Raw genomic sequence first — 17,682 nt, 5'->3', positions numbered from 1 at the left:
TCGTTTGCGCTACGTGTTCGGTGAATTATAGGCTCATTCGGCTTGGCGTGGGGCAACATCGAGCCTGAGTCACAATCTGTTTGTTACTGCATTGCACAATATGTATCACACTTGTCAGCACCCGGTTCGTTAAGTGCACTACATAAGAAAAATGCCCCGCACTGGCGGGGCATTTTCGTCGTAGCTGAGTTACGGAACGTTAGTCGAACACAGGCGTTTCGACGCCGAGGATCTTGTGCAGCTTCGGCGACGTCGTCGTGTACTGCATGTGGATCTTCTTGTCCGGGAAGATGTACGGCGCGGCGCCGAAGGCGGCCAGCGCGGCTTCGTGGAAGCCCGACAGGATCAGCTTCTTCTTGCCCGGGTAGGTGTTGATGTCGCCCACGGCGAAGATGCCCGGCACGTTGGTCTCGAACTTCTCGGTGTCCATGACCTTCAGCTGGCGGCGTTCGATATCCAGGCCCCATTCGGCGATCGGGCCCAGCTTCGGCGACAGGCCGAAGAACACCATCAGCATGTCCAGCGGCACGCGGCGGGTCACGCCGTCGGCGCCGGTCACCTTGACTTCGGACAGCTGGCCATCCTTCTCGTCGAAGCCGGTGACCTGGCCGGTGATCAGTTGCATTTCGTAGTCTTCGCACAGCTGCTTCATCTTGGCGACGGAAGCCGGGGCGGCGCGGAAGTCTTCGCGACGGTGCACCAGCACGACGGATTCGGCCTTGCCGACGAAGTTCAGGGCCCAGTCCAGCGCGGAGTCGCCGCCGCCGCAGATGACGAGGTTCTTGCCTTCGAACAGGCTCGGATCCTTCACGCGGTAGAACAGCTGGCTGTTCTCGAACTTCTCGATGCCGTCGACCTTGATCGTGCGCGCCTGGAACGAACCGACGCCGGCCGCGATGAAGATGGTCTTGGTGATGAAGCGGGTACCGGTCGACGTCTCGACGTTGAAGCGGTGGTCTTCACGGCGCTGGACGGTGGTGACTTCCTGGCCCAGGTGGAAGGTCGGCTCGAACGGCTCGATCTGCTTGAGCAGGTTGTCGGTCAGTTCCTGGCCGGTGCAGACGGGCACGGCCGGGATGTCGTAGATCGGCTTGTCCGGATACAGCTCCACGCACTGGCCGCCGACGGCCGGCAGCGAATCGATCACGTGGGCCTTGATCTCCAGCAGGCCCAGCTCGAACACCTGGAACAGGCCGACCGGGCCCGCGCCGATGATCACGGCATCGGCTTCGATGGCGCCGGCAAAGGAGCTGTTGGGAGCGATGGTGCCCACTTCGGGGGTCGTAGTCATGCTGTTTTCCTGAAAATTATGAGCTGTAGATAAGCGAGGGCGATAGTGTGCCATCAATGGCGCACACCTGCAGGGACCGGCAAAGGACGCCGGCCGCAGCGGGCCGGCGTACACGAACGTATTAGCGGGCCAGTTGGTCCAGCTTGTTCTTGACGTCTTTCCACTCTTCCGCGTCGGGCAGGGCCGGCTTCGTTTTCGTGATCGACGGCCAGTTACGCGACAGGTCGGCGTTGATCTTGATGAATTGCTGCTGGTCCGACGGCACGTCTTCTTCCGCGTAGATCGCGTTGACCGGGCACTCAGCCACGCACACGGCGCAGTCGATGCACTCGTCCGGGTCAATGGCGAGGAAATTCGGGCCTTCCCGGAAACAATCTACCGGGCATACATCCACGCAATCGGTATAGCGACAACGGATGCACGATTCGGTGACAACGTGGGTCATAACAGTCCTATCAATGAGTGGAAGCGGCGGCGTGTATTGTTCGGAGAGCGGTCGCCGGACGCGGCAAAGCACTGTATTTTAGGGCAATTCTGCTTCTACGACAAATCAGGCTTATACACAATACACATAAGCAAATGTATTCGTAGTCCGCTTGCCAGGCCGCTTCCCGGGTTACTTCCCGCCTTCATCGAAGCCTGTCCGTAGCCCCCAGGTCCACGACCGCCGTCGTCGCGACGGCCGCGCCGGAAGCGTCCGTCACCGTGACCGTGGTCAGCGCCACGGCCGCCGGCGGCTCGCCCGCCGGACCGGACCGGCCGTGCGCCGCGCACCAGCGCGCGAGGGCGTCCGCCTCCGCCTGGAGCACGCGTTCGACATCGTAGTATTCGGCCAGGTTCATCGTGCCGCAGCAGGCGCGCCGGTCCTGGCGCGCGCCCGGGGCGTCGGTCACGAGCGGCGCCAGGCGCAGGCCGGCCGGGTGGTCGCCCGTGATCCCGGCCGGCACGTCGAACACCTCGCGCTGGGCGAACCGGTCGCGGATGGCGTTGACGATGGCCTGCGGTTTGCCGTCCTCGAACGCGAGGCGCAGCATCTCGTTGGCCACGTCGGCGAACGTGGCGGCCGTGTCCGGGGCGGCCATCAGCGCGCGCAGCACGAGCCCGCGCAGCCAGCCGGCCACGCGGTGCAGGACGCTGGCGCAATCTTCCAGCGCGGGATCGCGCTCGAGGGCGAACACGTCGGCCAGGATGTCGTAGACGGCGCCCGTGAACACTTGCGAGATCGCATGCACCTCGGTCCCCGCCTGGGACAGGGTGAGGTCGTTGTCGGCATTGCGCAGCCCGGTCGTGCTGCCCAGGGCGAGGCCGAACTGCTCGGCGATGTCGGCCAGGAAGGTCTTGTCGTGCAGGTGCGCCTTGGTCTGGGCGATGACGGCCTCGCACTGGTCGAGCTGGGACAGCGCGAGGAAGATCGCCGTCAGGTCGCCGAACGATTCGTGCAGGCCGCCCGTCTGCGGCGGATTGTTGGCCAGCAGCCATTGCGGCTTGAGGCCGTCCAGCACGGCGTGGCCGGTCTCGTGCGAGACGATGTCGAACGAGCGGCACGTGTACACCCGCGCCGTCTCTCCGCTGGGCACGAAGTCGCCGAACTTCAGGCAGGCCTGCGCGCGGCTGTAATAGGCATTCATCACGTTCGGCAAGCCGTACGGCCAGACCTGCAGCGGCGACGTGTCGACGCTGCTGTTCCATTGCCAGGGCAGGGGCATCGCGCTGCCGGCCGTCGACAGCGCGCGCTGGTACATCGTCAGGGTCTGGCGCACGACGGCGAACGTGTGGACGGCGTCGAACTGCGGCGTGTCGGGCATCGACACGAAGTCGCCGAAGGCGTTCGGCTCGACCGGCGGAATGCCGGCATCGCTGGAAGCCAGCACGATGCGCGCGTCGCGCGGCCCGGCCAGCACGACGCCCGGCAGGAAGACCTTGCGCGTACCGATCTCGTCCACCGATGGATCCTGCTTCCACATCAGCACGCGCGCGCCGGAGGCGTAGGGCAGGGGGACGTCACCCGGCTGGCCGCCTTCAAGTGCCGACGCGCTGCCGGGACCGGATTGCGGCCGTGGCCGGCCCGGCTGGTCGAGCAGTTGCGCGGCCTTGCGGTGCTGGCGGTACGAGGCGGTGGGCGTCGGCACGAAACCGACGGGGGGCTGGGTGGGCGTCGAATCCATGGTAGTCCTCCTTGATGACACGAGGAATGGTCGCCCCTTGCCCAAGTTGGGTTTTGAGACTCATCAATTGATTATTCTCTAGGCAAGCGCTGGCCTTTGCGCCCATCAACTGGCATCATGGCGGGCTGTTTGCTTTGAATCAGTAAGGAAATCGAATGCCGGACATCAGCATCACCCAGCCGCACAGCCTGAGCCAGACCGACGCGCGCGCCGCGGCGCAAAAGGTGGCGGACAAGCTGGCTCGCGAATATGGCCTGACGTGCAATTGGGACGGGGACGTGCTGCGTTTCGCCCGCAGCGGCGTGGAGGGGGCGCTCACCCTGGGCGAGCGCCAGGCCGCGTTGCGCATCAAGCTGGGATTTTTGATGAGTGCTTTCGCGGCCACCATCGAGCAGAAGGTGGCGGAAAGCATGCGCAAGGTATTCAGTAACTGAGTCAGCAGCTGATTACTTCAGGTATTCGATCAGGTCGACGTACTGCTGCATCGCGTCTTCCCGTGCCGTGCCTTTCAGCGCGGCCCACGCGTCGTACTTGGCGCGGCCGACCATGTCGGTGAAGCCGGGGCGCTCGCCCGTGACGTCGCCGCTCGAACCCTGCTTGAACAATGCGTAGATCTTCAGCAGGGTCATGTTGTCCGGACGCTCGGGCAGGTTCTTCGAATCGATCTGGGCCTGGGCGAACTGTTCTTGCAAACTCATGGTAACTCCTTTGACGATGTGCGGGCATCTTAGCGCATCGTCATCGGAATCACGCCTAACTCGACCGTATTTTAGAAGAGTTGCTCAAACGTCGAGGAGTTCGACGTCGAAGATCAGCGTGGCGTTCGGCGGAATCACGCCGCCGGCGCCGCGCGCGCCGTAGCCCAGGCTCGCCGGGATGATCAGGCGGCGCGCACCGCCCACCTTCATGCCCTGCACGCCTTCGTCCCAGCCGCGGATCACGTGGCCGGCGCCCAGCGGAAACTGGAACGGGTCGTTGCGGTCCTTGCTGGAGTCGAACTTGACGCCGGTGCTGCCGTCGTCGTTCTGCAGCCAGCCGGTGTAGTGCACGGTCACGTAGTTGCCGGCCTTCGCTTCGGCGCCGCTGCCGACGACGGTGTCTTCGTATTGCAGGCCGGAATTCGTGGTGGTGATGGACATGGATCTTCCCTTGTTATTCAGAGTGAAAGGCCGATTGTAGTCCATGACCTGTCAAAGCGCTATTAACGCTCTGTCCACTGTGTTGCGGCCGCGCGCCGCTTGTGTGCGATTCCATCGTTCTACGCTTCGGAGCGTTCAAGTTTCCCCGTAGAATAAAGCTTCCTTCCACTGAGCCTGTGTCGTTCCATGCTGCGTCGCCTCCACAAGTCCCTCGTCTTCGGTTTTACAATGTTTTCGGCCATCCAGGCTGCCCATGCGAACGTCGTGGTCGTGCTCAATTCGCGCGATGCCACCGTCCAGCTGCTCGACCAGAAGACGGGCGCCGACAACGGTACGTTTGCGGTCGGCAAGGAGCCTCATCACCTGATGGCCACGCCGGACAACAAGTCGGTCATCGTCGCCAGCTCCGTCGGCAACGAACTGATCTTCCTCGACCCCGTCTCGGGCAAGATCCAGCGCCGCCTGGCGGACGTGCTCGACCCGTACCAGATCGGCTTTTCGCCGGACCAGAAGTGGTTCGTGTCGGCGTCGCTGCGCCTGGACCGCGTCGACGTCTACAAGTACGAAGGCGGCAACCTGTTGCTGAGCAAACGCCTGCCGCTCGCGCGCATGCCCAGCCACATCGCGTTCGACGCGGCCAGCACGACCGCGTTCGTCACGCAGCAGGGGAGCGACCAGGTCAGCGCCATCGACCTGAAGACGCAGACCGTCAAATGGACCCTCCCGGTCGGCAAGCTTCCGGCCGGCATCGCGATGACGCCGGACGACAAGTACCTGCTCGTCGGGATCATGGGCAGCGACTACGTCGAGGTGATCGACTGGCGCGCGCAGAAGACCGTCAAGCGCATCAAGACGGGCAACGGCGCCCACAACTTCCGCGCCCTCGGCGACCGCCGCCACGTGTTCGTGTCGAACCGCGTGCAGAACTCGATCAACATCATCGACCAGACCACGCTGGAAAACGTCGGCATGATCCCCGTGCCGGGCGGCCCGGACTGCATGGAACTGACGAACGACGGCAAGACCTTGTGGGTGACGCTCCGCTGGATCAAGAAGGTCGCCGTGATCGACGTCGCCAGCCGCAAGGTCATCAAGATGATCCCCGTCGGGCGTTCGCCGCACGGTGTGTTCTTCGCCAACTCGGCGCCGCGGATGTGATGCTGCGTGCTGCTGTCGGGTTTCTGCTGGGCGTCGCCTCCGTCGCGCACGCGGGTGACGCGCCCGCGTGCAAGGGCACGATCTACCTGACGTTCGACACGGGCAGCCAGTCGCAGGCCGGGCTGATCGCCGACACGCTGCGCCGCCACCACATCAAGGCCACGTTCTTCCTCGCCAACGAGAAGACGGTGCGCGGCGACTGGTCGCTCGATCCGTCGTGGGCGGACTACTGGAAGGCCCGCGTGGCGGAAGGCCATGCGTTCGGCAGCCACACGTTCGACCACGTGTATTTCCAGCGCGACGAGGCGGATGGCCGCATCGTCGTCAAGCCGCAGTTCGGCGCGCACGCGGGGCAAAAGCAGACGTGGTCGCAGCAGCAGTACTGCGACGAGCTGCGCCGCGTCGACACGCGCTTCGAACAGCTGACGGGCCGCCGCCTGGACCCGATCTTCCGCACGCCGGGCGGCCACAGCTCGCCCAACATCCTCGCGGCCGCCAGGGCATGCGGTTATCAACACGCGGGCTGGGCGCCGGCCGGCTTCTCGGGCGACGAGACGTCCAGCGACAAGTTCCCCAACGCCGTGCTGCTGAAGCGCGCCCTGGACAACCTGAAGGATGGCGACATCTTCATGGCCCACATGGGCATCTGGTCGCGCAAGGACCCGTGGATGCCCGCGAACCTCGAACCGCTGATCTCCGGTCTCGAGCGCAAAGGCTTCTGTTTCGCTACACTGAGAGCGCATCCGGACTACCGATAAAAACATGATCCAGCCAACGACATGAGCCAGCATTTCCTCGATGGTTTCGCCTTCCTGCAGGGATGGCTGTTCGAGAACGCGGTCGAACCCGCGATGTTCGCCATGGGTCTCGGCGAATACATCGAAGACGCCTTCGAAGGCGTCGAATGGTTCCTCGCCGGCCTGTGCGAAGTGGCCGCCCTGTACCTCGTGCTGCGGCCGCTGGAAGCCGTCATCCCGGCACAGAAGATGACGGACCGCCGCGCGCGCATCAACGATTTCATCTACACGCTGATCCATCGGCTCGGTTTCTTCAGCATGGCCGTGTTCTTCACGCTCGACCCGGTCATGGACGGCATCGCCGCGGCGCTGCGCATGGAAGGCGTCCGCCCGTTCAACCTGGAGAACCTGATGACGGGCTTCCACCCGCTCGCCGGCTTCCTCATGTACCTCGTCGTGCTGGACTTCTTCGATTACTGGTTCCACCGCGGCCAGCACAAGTTCCGCTGGTGGTGGGCCCTGCACAGCCTGCACCACAGCCAGCAGAACATGAACCTGTGGAGCGACGACCGCAACCACCTGCTGGACGATCTGCTGCGCGACGTCTACATGGCCGTCATCGCGCTGGCGATCGGCGTGGCGCCGAGCCAGTACGTGCTGCTCGTCTCCGTCTCGCGCGCGCTGCAAAGCCTGCAGCACGCGAACGTGCGCATCCACTTCGGCCGCCTGGGCGAGCGCCTGCTCGTGTCGCCGCGCTTCCACCGCACGCACCACGCCGTCGGCATCGGCCACGAATCGCAGGGGCGCGAGCTGGGCGGCTGTAATTTCGGCGTGCTGCTGCCCGCCTGGGACCAGCTGTTCGGCACCGCCAACTTCGCGCCCGGCTGGCATGGCACGGGCGTGCGCGACCAGTTCGCGCGCACCAATCCGGACGGCACCGTCCGTCCCGCCCGCGACTACGGCCGCGGTTTCTGGCGCCAGCAGTGGCTCGGCCTCGTGCGCCTCGTCGAAGCCGGCAACCGGCGCAACGCGGCATGATGCGCCCCGTCGCCATCGCCTACGGCCGCGCGCTGCGCTCCCAGTTCTCGGGACGCATGCTGCTGTTGTCCATCGTGCCGCTGCTGCTGTCGCTGGCGTTGTGGGGCGGCCTGCTGTACGCCGGCATGCAGCCGCTGCTGGACTGGCTGCACGCGGTCTTCGCCGACTACGGCCTGTTCGAGACGAGCGGCAGCATCCTCGCCACCTTGGGCCTCGGTTTCCTGAAAACGCTCGTGATCCCGCTCGTGGCGATGCTCGTGCTGCTGCCGCTGATGATCATCACGTCGCTGCTGTTCATCGGCGTCGGCGCGATGCCCGCCATCGCGCGCCACGTCAGCCGCGTGCAGTTCCCCACGCTCGAACGGAAGGAGGGCGGCAGCTTCATGGGCAGCCTGGGCGTCAACCTGTCGGGCATCGTCGTGTTCGCGCTGCTGTGGCTCGTCACGCTGCCGCTGTACGCGCTGGCGCCCGTCGCCATCGTCGTGCAGGCCGTGCTGTGGGGCTGGCTGACGGCGCGCGTGATGGGGTACGACGCGCTCGCCATCCACGCGAGCCTGGAAGAACGCCGCACGATCGTGCACGCGCACAAGCGCTCCCTGCTGCTGATCGGCACCGTGTCCGGGCTGCTGGGCGCGCTGCCGGGTGTCGCGTGGATCGGCGGCGCGCTGTTCTCCGTCGTGCTGTTCCCGTTCCTGGCCGTGCTGTCGATCTGGCTCTACCTCGTGATCTTCATTTTCACGGGCCTGTGGTTCCAGTACTTCTGCCTGCAGGCGCTGGCCGACCTGCGGGCCGGCCAGGTAACGAAAGACGCCTGAACCGCTTCAGGGCGTGCCGAGCGTGACGAGCACGAGGCGGCCCTGCGCGCCTTGTGACTCGTTGACGGTGACGAGCACGCGTCCCTGCGGATCCTGGGCGATGGCCGTCACTTCCGCCACCGACGCATCGTCCAGGTCGCGCGCATAGCCGGGCAGCAGGGTCGAGAGGTCCGTCCACGTCGTGCCGCCATCCTTCGACCAGGCCAGGTACGGCTTCTGCGTCGCCTTGTCGAAGCCGCCCGCGACGAGCGTGTCCGGCTTGCCCGCGAGGGCCAGCAGGTGCCGGATGTACGGGTAGTTGTTGCCGCCGCTGAGCGGATGCCGGATCACGAACTTGAAGGACTTGCCACCGTCCTCGCTGCGCAGCAGGCCGCCCTCGACGCCGGCGAACACGCGCTGGGTGCCTGTCGCCTGGATGAATTGCACGTTGCGGTTTTCCAGTTCCGGCAAGGCGACGGGCAGGGCGGCGCGCGATGCGAGGCTGACGCCATCCGCAGCCAGCTGGTAGGCGCGCAGGAACGCGGAATCCAGCGGGCATTCGCCGCCGACGAGCAGGCGGTCGCCGACGATCTCGAACGCGGGATGGGTGCAGATGTCCTGGTCGAAGAAGCCCGTCAGCACGCGCCAATGGGCGCCGCCGTCGTTCGACGCGAGCACGTTCTGGCCGCCGCCGGCATTCGTGTACAGGCGGTCGTCCACCCGTTTCAGCTCGTCCATCGACAACGTCGTGCACACGCTGCCCACGCACGCTTTCAGGCCGGCGTCGCGCGGCACGAAGGTGGTCCGGTCCGCGCTCAACGCGCACAGCGCGTGTTCGGGGCGCGCGTCCGGGCCCTTGTCGTACCAAGGCTGGAACAGCCACAGATCGGATCCCAGCATGCGCAACGATGGTGCACGCAGCGGCCAGGTGCCGCTGTCCTCGCGTGCGAGGCCGCATTCGCCGAGCGCGACGCCGCTCCACGCGGAATCCGCCCGCAGCGGCAGGCCGGCGCGTACCACGGCCGTGTCGGTGGTCGCGGTATTCGACAGCGACAGCCAGGCAGTGTCGCCACTGAAGGCAATGCTGTCGATGCCGCCGGCCGCCGTCGCCAGCACGTCGGCGCGCGCGGGTTGGGCAACGGGGGCCGTCGGCTGGGTGGCGACCGGGGGCGCTGCGGCCGGATCGTCCGAGCCGCCGCAACCGGCAAGCAAAAGGGCCAGCGCGCACGCGCCGGCGACATGTCGTCCTGATGGAATCATCGTTCATCCTGTTCGGCGCCGCGCAGCCCGCGGCCGGCGCGCCGATTCTAGGAGGGGGGCCGTGTAGCGTCTTGGGGGCCTTTGTCACGAGTTTGTCCGCAAATGTCACACACGGTACGCGGCCACGGGCGCGGCAGGCTCCGGCGCACTGTGGCACACTGGACGCATGGAGGACTGCATGGCATTCGGTCTCATCATCATCGGCGACGAGATCCTGTCCGGGAAACGCCGCGACCAGCACCTGCCCAAGGTGACCGAACTCCTGCGCGAGCGCGGCTTGCGCCTGGCGTGGGCCGAGATCGTCGGCGACGAACCGGAACGCATCACGGCCCTGCTGCGGCGCACGTTCGCAAGTCGCGACATCGTGTTTTCCTGCGGCGGCATCGGCGCCACGCCGGACGACCACACGCGCCAGTGCGCGGCGGCGGCGCTGGGCGTGCCGCTCGCACTGCATCCGCAAGGGCGCGCGTTGATCGAGGAGCGCATCCGCGAGACGGCCGGTCCGGACGCCGACCTGGAAGCGCCGGAGAACCTGCAGCGCTTCAGGATGGCGGAATTCCCCGCGGGCGCCAGCCTGATCCCGAATCCGTACAACCGCATCCCCGGCTTCACGGTGGCGCGGCACCATTTCGTGCCCGGTTTTCCCGTGATGGCGTGGCCGATGATCGCGTGGGTGCTCGATACGCTGTACGCGGACAAATTCCACCGCGAGGCGCGGCTCGAAAAGTCGCTGCTGGTGGTCGAGGCGGCGGAGGCCGCGCTCACGCCGCTGATGGAAGCACTGGAAGCACGCTACCCCGCCGTGCGCGTGTTCAGCCTGCCCAGCGTGGGCGATGCGCACACGCGGCGCCATATCGAATTGGGGGTAAAAGGCGATCCCGGCCAGGTTGAAGCGGCCTGGACCGATATGTGCGTGGAGCTGGAAAAAATGGGGGCGGAGGTGCAACCGTTGCGGGCGGTGGACAGCCGTTCGAACTGAGCCGTTGTTTTTTTGCGAAAATGTCAGGACGACGTCAAAAAACTGCGTGAGCGGTTCCTGCATGTCACATTGATGTGGTGGAATGATGTCTGTGAGCAGGGGCGATCCGGAGTGAGGTCGCCGTAGCTTTGTGAACTTTTACGACCTGGATCACTCGAACCGACCAGCGGCAGGATGGCGAGCAGGTTGACGGGATTTGCAGGCGTGTTTCAAACCGGTTGAGCCATCATGGATAGTATTCGCCGTCAACGACGGCCCCGTTTCTTCTCCCGCGCGCTGCGCCGCATTCTTGGCCAGGCTGCGCCGGGCCAGCCTGCATTGGCCGGCATTCCCGCCGTGGCAGCCGAGCAGGATCTCCCTGTCCGCAATATCCCCTCGCGCCAGGAGCCGAATTTCGACTCCAGCCTCGAGCCCGCCGTCGAACCCGGCGGGGTCGGAGCGGACACGCCGCCCGAGCCGCCGCCGGCGCCGCCCAGGCGCCGCTGGCGCATGGTCAAGCGCACGTTCCTCGTGCTGCTGCTGCTCGCCGTCGCGGGTGCGGCCGGCCTGGCGGTCTACGAAAGCCGCACGTCGGCGCTCGAAGCGCACTTCTTCGCCGGCCTGACGAAGAAACTCAACTACCGCATGGCCAAGGGCCCGAGCGACGCGATCCGCTTCCCGCAGGCCAGCCCGTACGACGAGCGCCTCGGCTACTCGAACCTGCCGAACTACCTGGCCAAGCTCAAGACGCGCGACTACGTCGTCGTCGAACAGGCGCGCATGTCGCCCAAGATGCTGGAACTGGCCGACATGGGCCTGTTCGCCACGTACCACGAAAAGACGCGCGCCGGCCTCGACATCCTCGATTACAGCGGCGAGCCGCTGTTCTCGGCCCGCTTCCCCGAGCGCCTGTACGAGAAGTTCGACGCCACGCCGCAGCTGCTCGTGAAGAGCCTGCTGTTCATCGAGAACCGCGAGCTGCTCGACACGACGTATCCGAAGCGTAACCCGGCCGTCGAATGGGACCGCTTCTCGAAAGCCGTGTTCGACAAGACCTTGCACTCGATCGGCGTGGGCAGCGGCGGCCGCGTCGCCGGCGGCAGCACGCTCGCCACGCAGATCGAAAAATACCGCCACTCGCCGGAAGGCCGCACGGCCTCGCTGGGCGACAAGCTGCGCCAGATGGCGTCGGCCACGCTGCGTTCCTACCTGGACGGCGAGAACACGGGCCCGACCCGGCGCCGCATCGTGCTCGAATACCTGAACACCGTGCCGCTGTCGGCCAAGCTCGGCTACGGCGAGGTGAACGGCATCGGCGACGGCATGTGGGTCTGGTACGGCCGCGATTTCGCGGAAGTGAACCGTATCCTCTCGAGCAGGCAGGTCACGCCCGAATTCGCATTGGTGTACAAGGAAGCGCTGTCGCTGATGATCGCGCAGCGCCGCCCCGCGTACTACCTGGGCGCCGGCGAGAAGGACCTGGAAATCCTCACGAACTCGCACCTGCGCGTGCTCGCGCAGGCCGGCGTCATTTCGCCCGCGCTGCGCGACGCGGCCATCGCCACCGTGCTGCATCCGGCACTCGGTTCCGGCGTCGCCCCGCCGCCCGCGAACACGTTCGTCACGCGCAAGGCCGCCAACGCCGTGCGCAACCACCTCGCCACCCTGCTGGGCGACTCGCGCCTGTACAACCTCGACCGCCTCGACCTGTCGGTGGTGACGACCTTGAATTCGGACGCACAGAAGGCCGTGACGGCCACCTTGCGCAAGCTGACCGACAACGAAGCGGCCGCGGAAGCGGGCCTCACGGGCAAGGGCATGCTGGGCAACGGCGATCCGTCCAAGGTCGTGTACAGCTTCACGCTGATGGAGCGGGGCGACAAGGTCAACTACCTGCGCGTCCAGACCGACAACTACGACCAGCCGCTCGACATCAACGAGGGCGCCAAGCTCGACCTCGGTTCGACCGCGAAGCTGCGCACCCTGACGACCTATCTCGACATCGTCGACCAGCTGCACCAGCGCTACGAGCCGATGTCGAAAGCGGAACTCGCCCAGGTCAAGGTCGATCCGAAAGACCGCCTGACCCAGTGGGCCGTCGACTACTTCCAGACCTTGCCGGACGGCGCCGACCGCGGCCTCGTGCCGATGCTGGGCGCGGCGATGGAGCGCAAGTATTCGGGCAACCCGGGCGAAGCGTTCTTCACGGGCGGCGGCGTGCACATCTTCGGCAACTTCAGCAAGCTGGACGACAGCCGCATCCTCACCGTCCAGCAGGCGCTGCAGAACTCGACGAACCTCGTGTTCGTGCGCCTGATGCGCGACGTCGTGCGCTACTACATGTTCCAGCTGCCCGGCTCGTCCGCGCAACTGCTGGCCGACGCCGACGATCCGCGCCGCGCGGAATATCTGTCGCGCTTCGCCGACCGCGAAGGCAAGGATTTCCTGGCCCGCTTCTGGAACAAGTACCGCGGCAAGAACTGGGACGAGGTCGAGACGGCGCTGATGCAGGGCGTGCGCATCCGGGCGTCGAAGGTCGCGGCCGTGCACCGCACGATCTACCCGGACGCGTCGCTGGCCGAATTCGGCACCTTCCTGCACAAGTACCTGCCGGCCGACGCCGAGGTGGACGACGAGCGCATCGCCAAGATGTACGACCAGTACGCCGTCGCGAACATGTCGCTGGCCGACCGCGGCTACGTCGCCTCCGTGCACCCGCTCGAACTGTGGCTCGTGGGCTACCTGCGCACGCATCCGAAAGCGGGCTGGGACGAAGTCGTCGGCGCGTCGACGAAGGAACGCCAGGAAGTGTATTCGTGGCTGTTCAAGACGCACCGCAAGCATGCCCAGGACAAGCGCATCGCCGGCCTGATCGAAGTGGAGGCCTTCCTCAAGATCCACGCGCAGTGGAAGAAGATGGGCTACCCGTTCGACTCGCTCGTGCCGTCGTACGCGACCACGCTGGGCGCGTCGGCCGACCGTCCGATCGCGCTGGCCGAGCTGATGGGCATCCTCATCAACGGCGGCGTGCGCAAGCCCACGCAGCGCATCGACTCGCTGCATTTCGCCAAGGACACGCCGTACGAGACCCTCGTCAAGCGCGGCGACGCGGAGAAGGGCGAGCAGGTGCTGAATCCCCAGGTGGCGCGCGCCGTCGTCAACGCCATCCGCGGCGTCGTGCAGGAAGGTACGGCCAAGCGCGCAAAGACGGCGTTCGTCAAGGACGACGGCAGCGTGATCGCGCTGGGCGGCAAGACGGGTACGGGTGACCAGCGCTTCGACGTCTACGGCGCCGGCCACCGCCTAATCGAATCGCGCTACGTGAACCGCTCGGCGACGTTCGTGTTCAACATCGGCGAGCGCTTCTTCGGCAGCATGACGGCGTACGTCCACGGTCCGGATTCCGCGCACTACGACTTCACCAGCGCGCTGCCCGTGCAGCTGCTCGTGAAACTGGCGCCGAGCCTGATGCCGATGATCCAGCACCAGGACACGGTCACCATCCCGGGCCTGCACGTCGAACGTGCCGCGCCGGCGCCGGCGGGCCCGGCGGATGCCGTCGCGCGCGACACCGAGCAGCCCGTGCCGGCCGATGCCGCGCCGCCGGTGGAGGCCCCGGCCGTCGAGGAACCGGTCGCGAAGCCGGTTGCGAAACCGGTTGCCAGGCCGGCGGTGAAGGCCGCCGAGAAGCCGGCCGAGAAGCCCGCGGTGAAGAAGCCGGCCGCGGAAGATCATCCGAAGGCGGTCAGCCTCCGCAAGGCCGACGCCGACGTTCCGCCGAAGCCGGCGCCGCACAAGCCGGCGGTCAAGCGCGAGGGTCCGGACGCGCCGCCACCGAAGCCCGCGCGTCCCAAGCCGGCCGCCGTGGAAGAAGTGCTGCAGTGAGCCGGGCCGCATGAAGCGGCTCCCGCTGCGTAAATTCAGTCTCGTCTCGTTGCGCGACCTGCTGGTGGCGGTCGCGCCGACGGCCGTGCTCGTGCTGGCCGCGTGCATCGTCGCGTACATCGTCGTCGACCCCGCGCCGCCGCGCCACGTGATCCTCGCGACGGGGCAGGAGAACAGCGCGTACGAGGAATTCGGCCGCAAGTACGCGACCATCCTGGCCCGCGACGGGATCAAGGTCGATCCGCAGCGCACGCTGGGATCGGAAGACAACCTGCAGCGCCTCATCGACGGCAAGGCCGATATCGCGTTCGTGCAGAGCGGGTCGACGAGCGAGGCGCAGGCCGAGCGGCGCGGCCTCGTGTCGCTGGGCAGCCTGTTCACGGAACCCGTCTGGCTGTTCCTGCGCGAGCGCGATGCGCACGGCCGCAAGCGCGACATGGACAGCATCGTGCAGCTGAAAGGCCTGCGCATCAACCTCGGGCCGGAAGGGACGGGCGTGCCGAAGCTGTTCCGCCAGATCCTCGCCGTGAACGGCCTGGAGCCGCGCCAACTGAAGCTCTCCGCGCTCGAGAACACGCCCGCCACCGTGGAGTTGCTGGCGGGGCATATCGATGGCCTCGTGTTCAGCTCCGCGCCGGAAGCGCCGCTGATCCAGATGCTGCTGCAGACGCCGGGCATTCGCCTCTTCAATTTCCGCCAGGCGGAGGCGTACACGCGCCGGCTGCCGTTCCTCACGCACGTCGTGCTGCCGCGCGGGATCGTCGACCTCGGACGCGACATCCCGGCCCAGGATTTTCATCTGATCGCGCCGACGGCCACGCTGGTCGCGCGCGCGGACCTGCATCCTGCATTGATCGATCTGTTCGTCAAGGCGGCCACGGAGATCCATGGCGGGACGGGCTGGTTCCAGCAGCAGGGCCAATTCCCGTCGCCGCGCTACACGGAGATCCCGGTGGCGCGGGAGGCGGCGAAATACTACCGCGACGGTCCGCCGTTCCTGCAGCGCTACCTGTCGTTCTGGCTGGCGAACCTGTTCGACCGGCTGTGGGTCGTCGTGGTGGCGCTGGCGGCGCTGATCATTCCGCTGTCGAAGATCGTGCCGCCGCTGTACGTGTGGCGCATCCGCTCGCGCGTGTACCGCTGGTACGGCGAGTTGCGCGCCGTCGAGCAGGCGCTGGAAAACGCGAAGGACGAACACCGCGACGAGGCACGGGAAGAGTTGCTGCGCCGCCTCGACGGCATCGAGCAGCGCGTCAACCACATCTCGATCCCGCTCGCTTACGCGGATGCGTTATATGGCCTGCGCAGCCACATCAACTTCGTGCGCCAGCGCGTGCGGCTCATGCTGGCCGCGAAGAACGCCGCGTAATTACTGCGCCAGGACGATCTTCACGACCGCATTGCCCGACGACGCGTACAGGTTGCCGCTGCCGTCGACCGCGATGCCGCGCAGCTGCGCGAAGCTGCCGGGCAGCTTGCCGGTCCGCAGCGTCGTCGACGCGGCCGTGCCGGCGGGTGTCGCGACAATGCCGTCCGGCGTCGTGATCTTGCGCACCGTGTTGTTGATGGCATCGGCGCCGTACAGATTGCCGTCCTTGTCGATGGCCAGCGCGATCAGTTGCTGGAAGCGGGCGGTCGACGCATTGCCGTCGGCGTTGCCGAACTGGTTGCGCGCGCCGACGAAGGTCGTGAGTGCGGTGGCGCCGGACGTGGCACGGCTGAGGGTGCGGAACAGGTCGGCCACGTACACGGTGCCGTCGGGGTCGACGACCACGCCGCGCGGCACCAGCTGGCCCGTGCCGTAGATGGACGCGACGGCGCCCGTTTCGAGCGTCGTGGCGCGGTTCGGATTCGCGACCGGGATGCGCCGCGTGTCGACGCCCGACGTGACGTACAGGTTGCCGTTGTTGTCGGCCGCGATCCCGGCCGGCATGTTCTGCGGGTCGATGCCGAAATTGCCGAACGAGAGCCGGGTCACGGTGGTGACGGTGCCGTCGGAGGTGATCTTGCGGATCGTCGTGCCGTCCAGGACGTACAGGTCGCCGCTGCCGTCGATCGTGACGGCGGTGGGTTGCGTGAAGCGGGCGCGGTTGCCCTTGCCGTCGGCCGTGCCGCTGGAACCTGCCACGCCGGCGAACGTGCTGACCGTGCCGTCCGGTGCGATCTTGCGGATGGCGGCATTGCCCTCGTCCGCCACGTACACGTTGCCGTTCGTGTCGACCGCCAGGCCGCGCGGCGTGTTGAACCGGGCGGCCGCGCCTTTCCTGTCCACCGTGCCGCCGGTGGCGGCGTCGCCGGCCAGCACGCTGATGCCCGTGCTCGGGCCGGAATCGCCGTCCTTGCCGTCGTCCGTCTCGCGCTTCGGGCCGCCGGGACCGCACGCGCACAGCAGCGCTGCGATGCCGGCGCACAGGAGGCGCACGCGCAGGCGGGCAGGGACAGCGGATAGGGTCGTCATGGCTACATCTCCAGGTCAGCAGTGAGCCCGCATGCTAGCACGCGCGCACCATGGCGAATCTCTGCGATTCTCACGTGCGACCGGGAGTCCGGGCGAAAGTTCAGGCGCCGATCCAGGGCAGGCCGGCCTTGCACCAGCCGCCGACCGTCTTGCGGTGGCCTTCCGGATCGCGATCGCCCTCGAAGCCTTCCAGGATGTCGAACGCATTCCGGTAGCCCAGTTCCGTGGCGGTGCGCGCGGCGTGGCGCGAACGCACGCCGGAACGGCACAGGAACAGCACGACGTCGTCCGGGGTCGCCACGTTCTGCAGCTGCGTCGCGAAATCCGGGTTCGGCGCACCGCCGGGGTACAACGTCCATTGCACGGCGCCGTGCTGGGTTTCCGGGATCGCGGGGCGGCCGACCCAGTCGCGCTCCGCATTCGTGCGCACGTCGACCAGTTTCACCCTGGGGTCGGCTTGCAGGAGTTCGAACGCTTCCCGGGGCGTGACGGCGCCCGCGTACGGCTGGCCGGGCGTACGGGCCCTGGCGTCTGCGAGGATCTCGTCGGTCGTAGTCATGTCATCAATTCCTTGTAGGCTGGTTGCGCACCGTCGCGGGTCGTTGCTAAGCTAGGGCTCGCACTTTTGGTGCAGCGCGCATCAGTTTGGTGCATACTCGAAAAATTGCACTTGTTTGGTGCGTATGGACGAGTTTGCGCCAAGATCGTGCACGCTTAAGGTGTCATTGATTTTAAGGGGCAAATTGAGCGGCCTCAAAGTAATCATTATTTATTTGTTCATGGAAAAATGCTGGCATAA

16 protein-coding genes are annotated in these 17,682 nt (G+C 66.4%); 8 read left to right on the top strand and 8 right to left on the bottom strand.

Going from position 1 to position 17,682, the window contains the following annotated elements:
* Positions 1–199: 199 nt before the first annotated feature.
* From QPK29_RS23940 to QPK29_RS23930, 3 genes are all read right to left on the bottom strand, one after another.
* Positions 200–1,291, bottom strand: a complete 1,092-nt coding sequence (locus QPK29_RS23940; RefSeq protein WP_056123168.1) for an NAD(P)/FAD-dependent oxidoreductase — start codon at positions 1,289–1,291, stop codon at positions 200–202.
* A 121-nt stretch (positions 1,292–1,412) separates the two neighbouring features.
* Entirely contained in the window at positions 1,413–1,736 is a 324-nt protein-coding gene (gene fdxA, locus QPK29_RS23935) for a ferredoxin FdxA (protein ID WP_056123170.1), read from the bottom strand.
* A gap of 184 nt (positions 1,737–1,920) precedes the next feature.
* Positions 1,921–3,456: a gluzincin family metallopeptidase gene (locus QPK29_RS23930; RefSeq protein WP_371768597.1), complete on the bottom strand. Its 1,536-nt coding sequence runs from the start codon at positions 3,454–3,456 to the stop codon at positions 1,921–1,923.
* Positions 3,457–3,611: 155 nt separating this feature from the next.
* Here QPK29_RS23930 and QPK29_RS23925 point away from each other — a divergent pair, with 155 nt between their 5' ends.
* The gene (locus QPK29_RS23925) at positions 3,612–3,890 is read left to right on the top strand and encodes a polyhydroxyalkanoic acid system family protein (protein WP_056123174.1); all 279 of its coding nucleotides are present in this window, start codon (positions 3,612–3,614) and stop codon (positions 3,888–3,890) included.
* A gap of 12 nt (positions 3,891–3,902) precedes the next feature.
* Here QPK29_RS23925 and QPK29_RS23920 read toward each other — a convergent pair whose 3' ends face one another.
* Both QPK29_RS23920 and QPK29_RS23915 read right to left on the bottom strand, forming a co-directional pair.
* Positions 3,903–4,154: an acyl-CoA-binding protein gene (locus tag QPK29_RS23920; protein WP_371768596.1), complete on the bottom strand. Its 252-nt coding sequence runs from the start codon at positions 4,152–4,154 to the stop codon at positions 3,903–3,905.
* Positions 4,155–4,238: 84 nt separating this feature from the next.
* A complete protein-coding gene (locus QPK29_RS23915) occupies positions 4,239–4,595 on the bottom strand; it encodes an FKBP-type peptidyl-prolyl cis-trans isomerase (protein ID WP_036235195.1) in 357 nt (118 codons plus the stop codon).
* 186 nt (positions 4,596–4,781) lie between these two features.
* Here QPK29_RS23915 and QPK29_RS23910 point away from each other — a divergent pair, with 186 nt between their 5' ends.
* From QPK29_RS23910 to QPK29_RS23895, 4 genes are read left to right on the top strand one after another with little or no spacing between them, the layout of a single operon-like run.
* Positions 4,782–5,753 carry a YVTN family beta-propeller repeat protein gene (locus QPK29_RS23910; protein ID WP_371768595.1) on the top strand — a complete coding sequence of 324 codons (972 nt, stop codon included), beginning with the start codon at positions 4,782–4,784 and terminating at the stop codon, positions 5,751–5,753.
* Complete coding sequence (locus tag QPK29_RS23905) at positions 5,753–6,511, top strand: polysaccharide deacetylase family protein (RefSeq protein ID WP_371768594.1); 759 nt, start codon at positions 5,753–5,755, stop codon at positions 6,509–6,511. Before QPK29_RS23910 ends, QPK29_RS23905 begins: the two co-directional genes overlap by 1 nt.
* Positions 6,512–6,532: 21 nt before the next feature.
* A complete protein-coding gene (locus QPK29_RS23900; protein ID WP_371768593.1) occupies positions 6,533–7,528 on the top strand; it encodes a sterol desaturase family protein in 996 nt (331 codons plus the stop codon).
* Positions 7,525–8,343 (top strand): EI24 domain-containing protein, encoded by an 819-nt coding sequence (locus QPK29_RS23895; protein ID WP_371768592.1) that lies wholly within the window; start codon positions 7,525–7,527, stop codon positions 8,341–8,343. Before QPK29_RS23900 ends, QPK29_RS23895 begins: the two co-directional genes overlap by 4 nt.
* A gap of 6 nt (positions 8,344–8,349) precedes the next feature.
* Here the strand turns inward: QPK29_RS23895 and QPK29_RS23890 are convergent, their stop codons facing one another.
* Complete coding sequence (locus tag QPK29_RS23890) at positions 8,350–9,582, bottom strand: WD40/YVTN/BNR-like repeat-containing protein (protein WP_371768591.1); 1,233 nt, start codon at positions 9,580–9,582, stop codon at positions 8,350–8,352.
* A gap of 178 nt (positions 9,583–9,760) precedes the next feature.
* Here QPK29_RS23890 and QPK29_RS23885 point away from each other — a divergent pair, with 178 nt between their 5' ends.
* The 3 genes from QPK29_RS23885 (at position 9,761) to QPK29_RS23875 (ending at position 15,794) form a co-directional block, all read left to right on the top strand.
* Positions 9,761–10,561, top strand: a complete 801-nt coding sequence (locus QPK29_RS23885) for a competence/damage-inducible protein A (RefSeq protein WP_371768590.1) — start codon at positions 9,761–9,763, stop codon at positions 10,559–10,561.
* A 489-nt stretch (positions 10,562–11,050) separates the two neighbouring features.
* Positions 11,051–14,425, top strand: a complete 3,375-nt coding sequence (locus QPK29_RS23880; protein ID WP_371768842.1) for a transglycosylase domain-containing protein — start codon at positions 11,051–11,053, stop codon at positions 14,423–14,425.
* A gap of 10 nt (positions 14,426–14,435) precedes the next feature.
* Complete coding sequence (locus QPK29_RS23875; RefSeq protein ID WP_371768589.1) at positions 14,436–15,794, top strand: TAXI family TRAP transporter solute-binding subunit; 1,359 nt, start codon at positions 14,436–14,438, stop codon at positions 15,792–15,794.
* Here QPK29_RS23875 and QPK29_RS23870 read toward each other — a convergent pair whose 3' ends face one another.
* Both QPK29_RS23870 and QPK29_RS23865 read right to left on the bottom strand, forming a co-directional pair.
* Positions 15,795–16,883 (bottom strand): NHL domain-containing protein, encoded by a 1,089-nt coding sequence (locus QPK29_RS23870; RefSeq protein ID WP_371768588.1) that lies wholly within the window; start codon positions 16,881–16,883, stop codon positions 15,795–15,797.
* A gap of 100 nt (positions 16,884–16,983) precedes the next feature.
* Positions 16,984–17,442 carry a rhodanese-like domain-containing protein gene (locus QPK29_RS23865; RefSeq protein ID WP_056123207.1) on the bottom strand — a complete coding sequence of 153 codons (459 nt, stop codon included), beginning with the start codon at positions 17,440–17,442 and terminating at the stop codon, positions 16,984–16,986.
* Positions 17,443–17,682 lie beyond the last annotated feature (240 nt).

Origin of the sequence: Massilia orientalis (assembly GCF_030411975.2) — a bacterium.
GTDB lineage: Bacteria > Pseudomonadota > Gammaproteobacteria > Burkholderiales > Burkholderiaceae_D > Telluria > Telluria orientalis.
Note: the sequence above shows the minus strand (reverse complement) of the source record. Positions and strands in the feature narration are given on the sequence as shown.

Excerpts from the sequence above, each read along its gene's own strand:
- QPK29_RS23940 (WP_056123168.1), bottom strand. The coding sequence starts at position 1,291 with ATGACTACGACCCCCGAAGTGGGCACCATCGCTCCCAACAGCTCCTTT.
- fdxA (WP_056123170.1), bottom strand. The coding sequence starts at position 1,736 with ATGACCCACGTTGTCACCGAATCGTGCATCCGTTGTCGCTATACCGAT.
- QPK29_RS23930 (WP_371768597.1), bottom strand. The coding sequence starts at position 3,456 with ATGGATTCGACGCCCACCCAGCCCCCCGTCGGTTTCGTGCCGACGCCC.
- QPK29_RS23925 (WP_056123174.1), top strand. The coding sequence starts at position 3,612 with ATGCCGGACATCAGCATCACCCAGCCGCACAGCCTGAGCCAGACCGAC.
- QPK29_RS23920 (WP_371768596.1), bottom strand. The coding sequence starts at position 4,154 with ATGAGTTTGCAAGAACAGTTCGCCCAGGCCCAGATCGATTCGAAGAAC.
- QPK29_RS23915 (WP_036235195.1), bottom strand. The coding sequence starts at position 4,595 with ATGTCCATCACCACCACGAATTCCGGCCTGCAATACGAAGACACCGTC.
- QPK29_RS23910 (WP_371768595.1), top strand. The coding sequence starts at position 4,782 with ATGCTGCGTCGCCTCCACAAGTCCCTCGTCTTCGGTTTTACAATGTTT.
- QPK29_RS23905 (WP_371768594.1), top strand. The coding sequence starts at position 5,753 with ATGCTGCGTGCTGCTGTCGGGTTTCTGCTGGGCGTCGCCTCCGTCGCG.
- QPK29_RS23900 (WP_371768593.1), top strand. The coding sequence starts at position 6,533 with ATGAGCCAGCATTTCCTCGATGGTTTCGCCTTCCTGCAGGGATGGCTG.
- QPK29_RS23895 (WP_371768592.1), top strand. The coding sequence starts at position 7,525 with ATGATGCGCCCCGTCGCCATCGCCTACGGCCGCGCGCTGCGCTCCCAG.
- QPK29_RS23890 (WP_371768591.1), bottom strand. The coding sequence starts at position 9,582 with ATGATTCCATCAGGACGACATGTCGCCGGCGCGTGCGCGCTGGCCCTT.
- QPK29_RS23885 (WP_371768590.1), top strand. The coding sequence starts at position 9,761 with ATGGCATTCGGTCTCATCATCATCGGCGACGAGATCCTGTCCGGGAAA.
- QPK29_RS23880 (WP_371768842.1), top strand. The coding sequence starts at position 11,051 with ATGGTCAAGCGCACGTTCCTCGTGCTGCTGCTGCTCGCCGTCGCGGGT.
- QPK29_RS23875 (WP_371768589.1), top strand. The coding sequence starts at position 14,436 with ATGAAGCGGCTCCCGCTGCGTAAATTCAGTCTCGTCTCGTTGCGCGAC.
- QPK29_RS23870 (WP_371768588.1), bottom strand. The coding sequence starts at position 16,883 with ATGACGACCCTATCCGCTGTCCCTGCCCGCCTGCGCGTGCGCCTCCTG.
- QPK29_RS23865 (WP_056123207.1), bottom strand. The coding sequence starts at position 17,442 with ATGACTACGACCGACGAGATCCTCGCAGACGCCAGGGCCCGTACGCCC.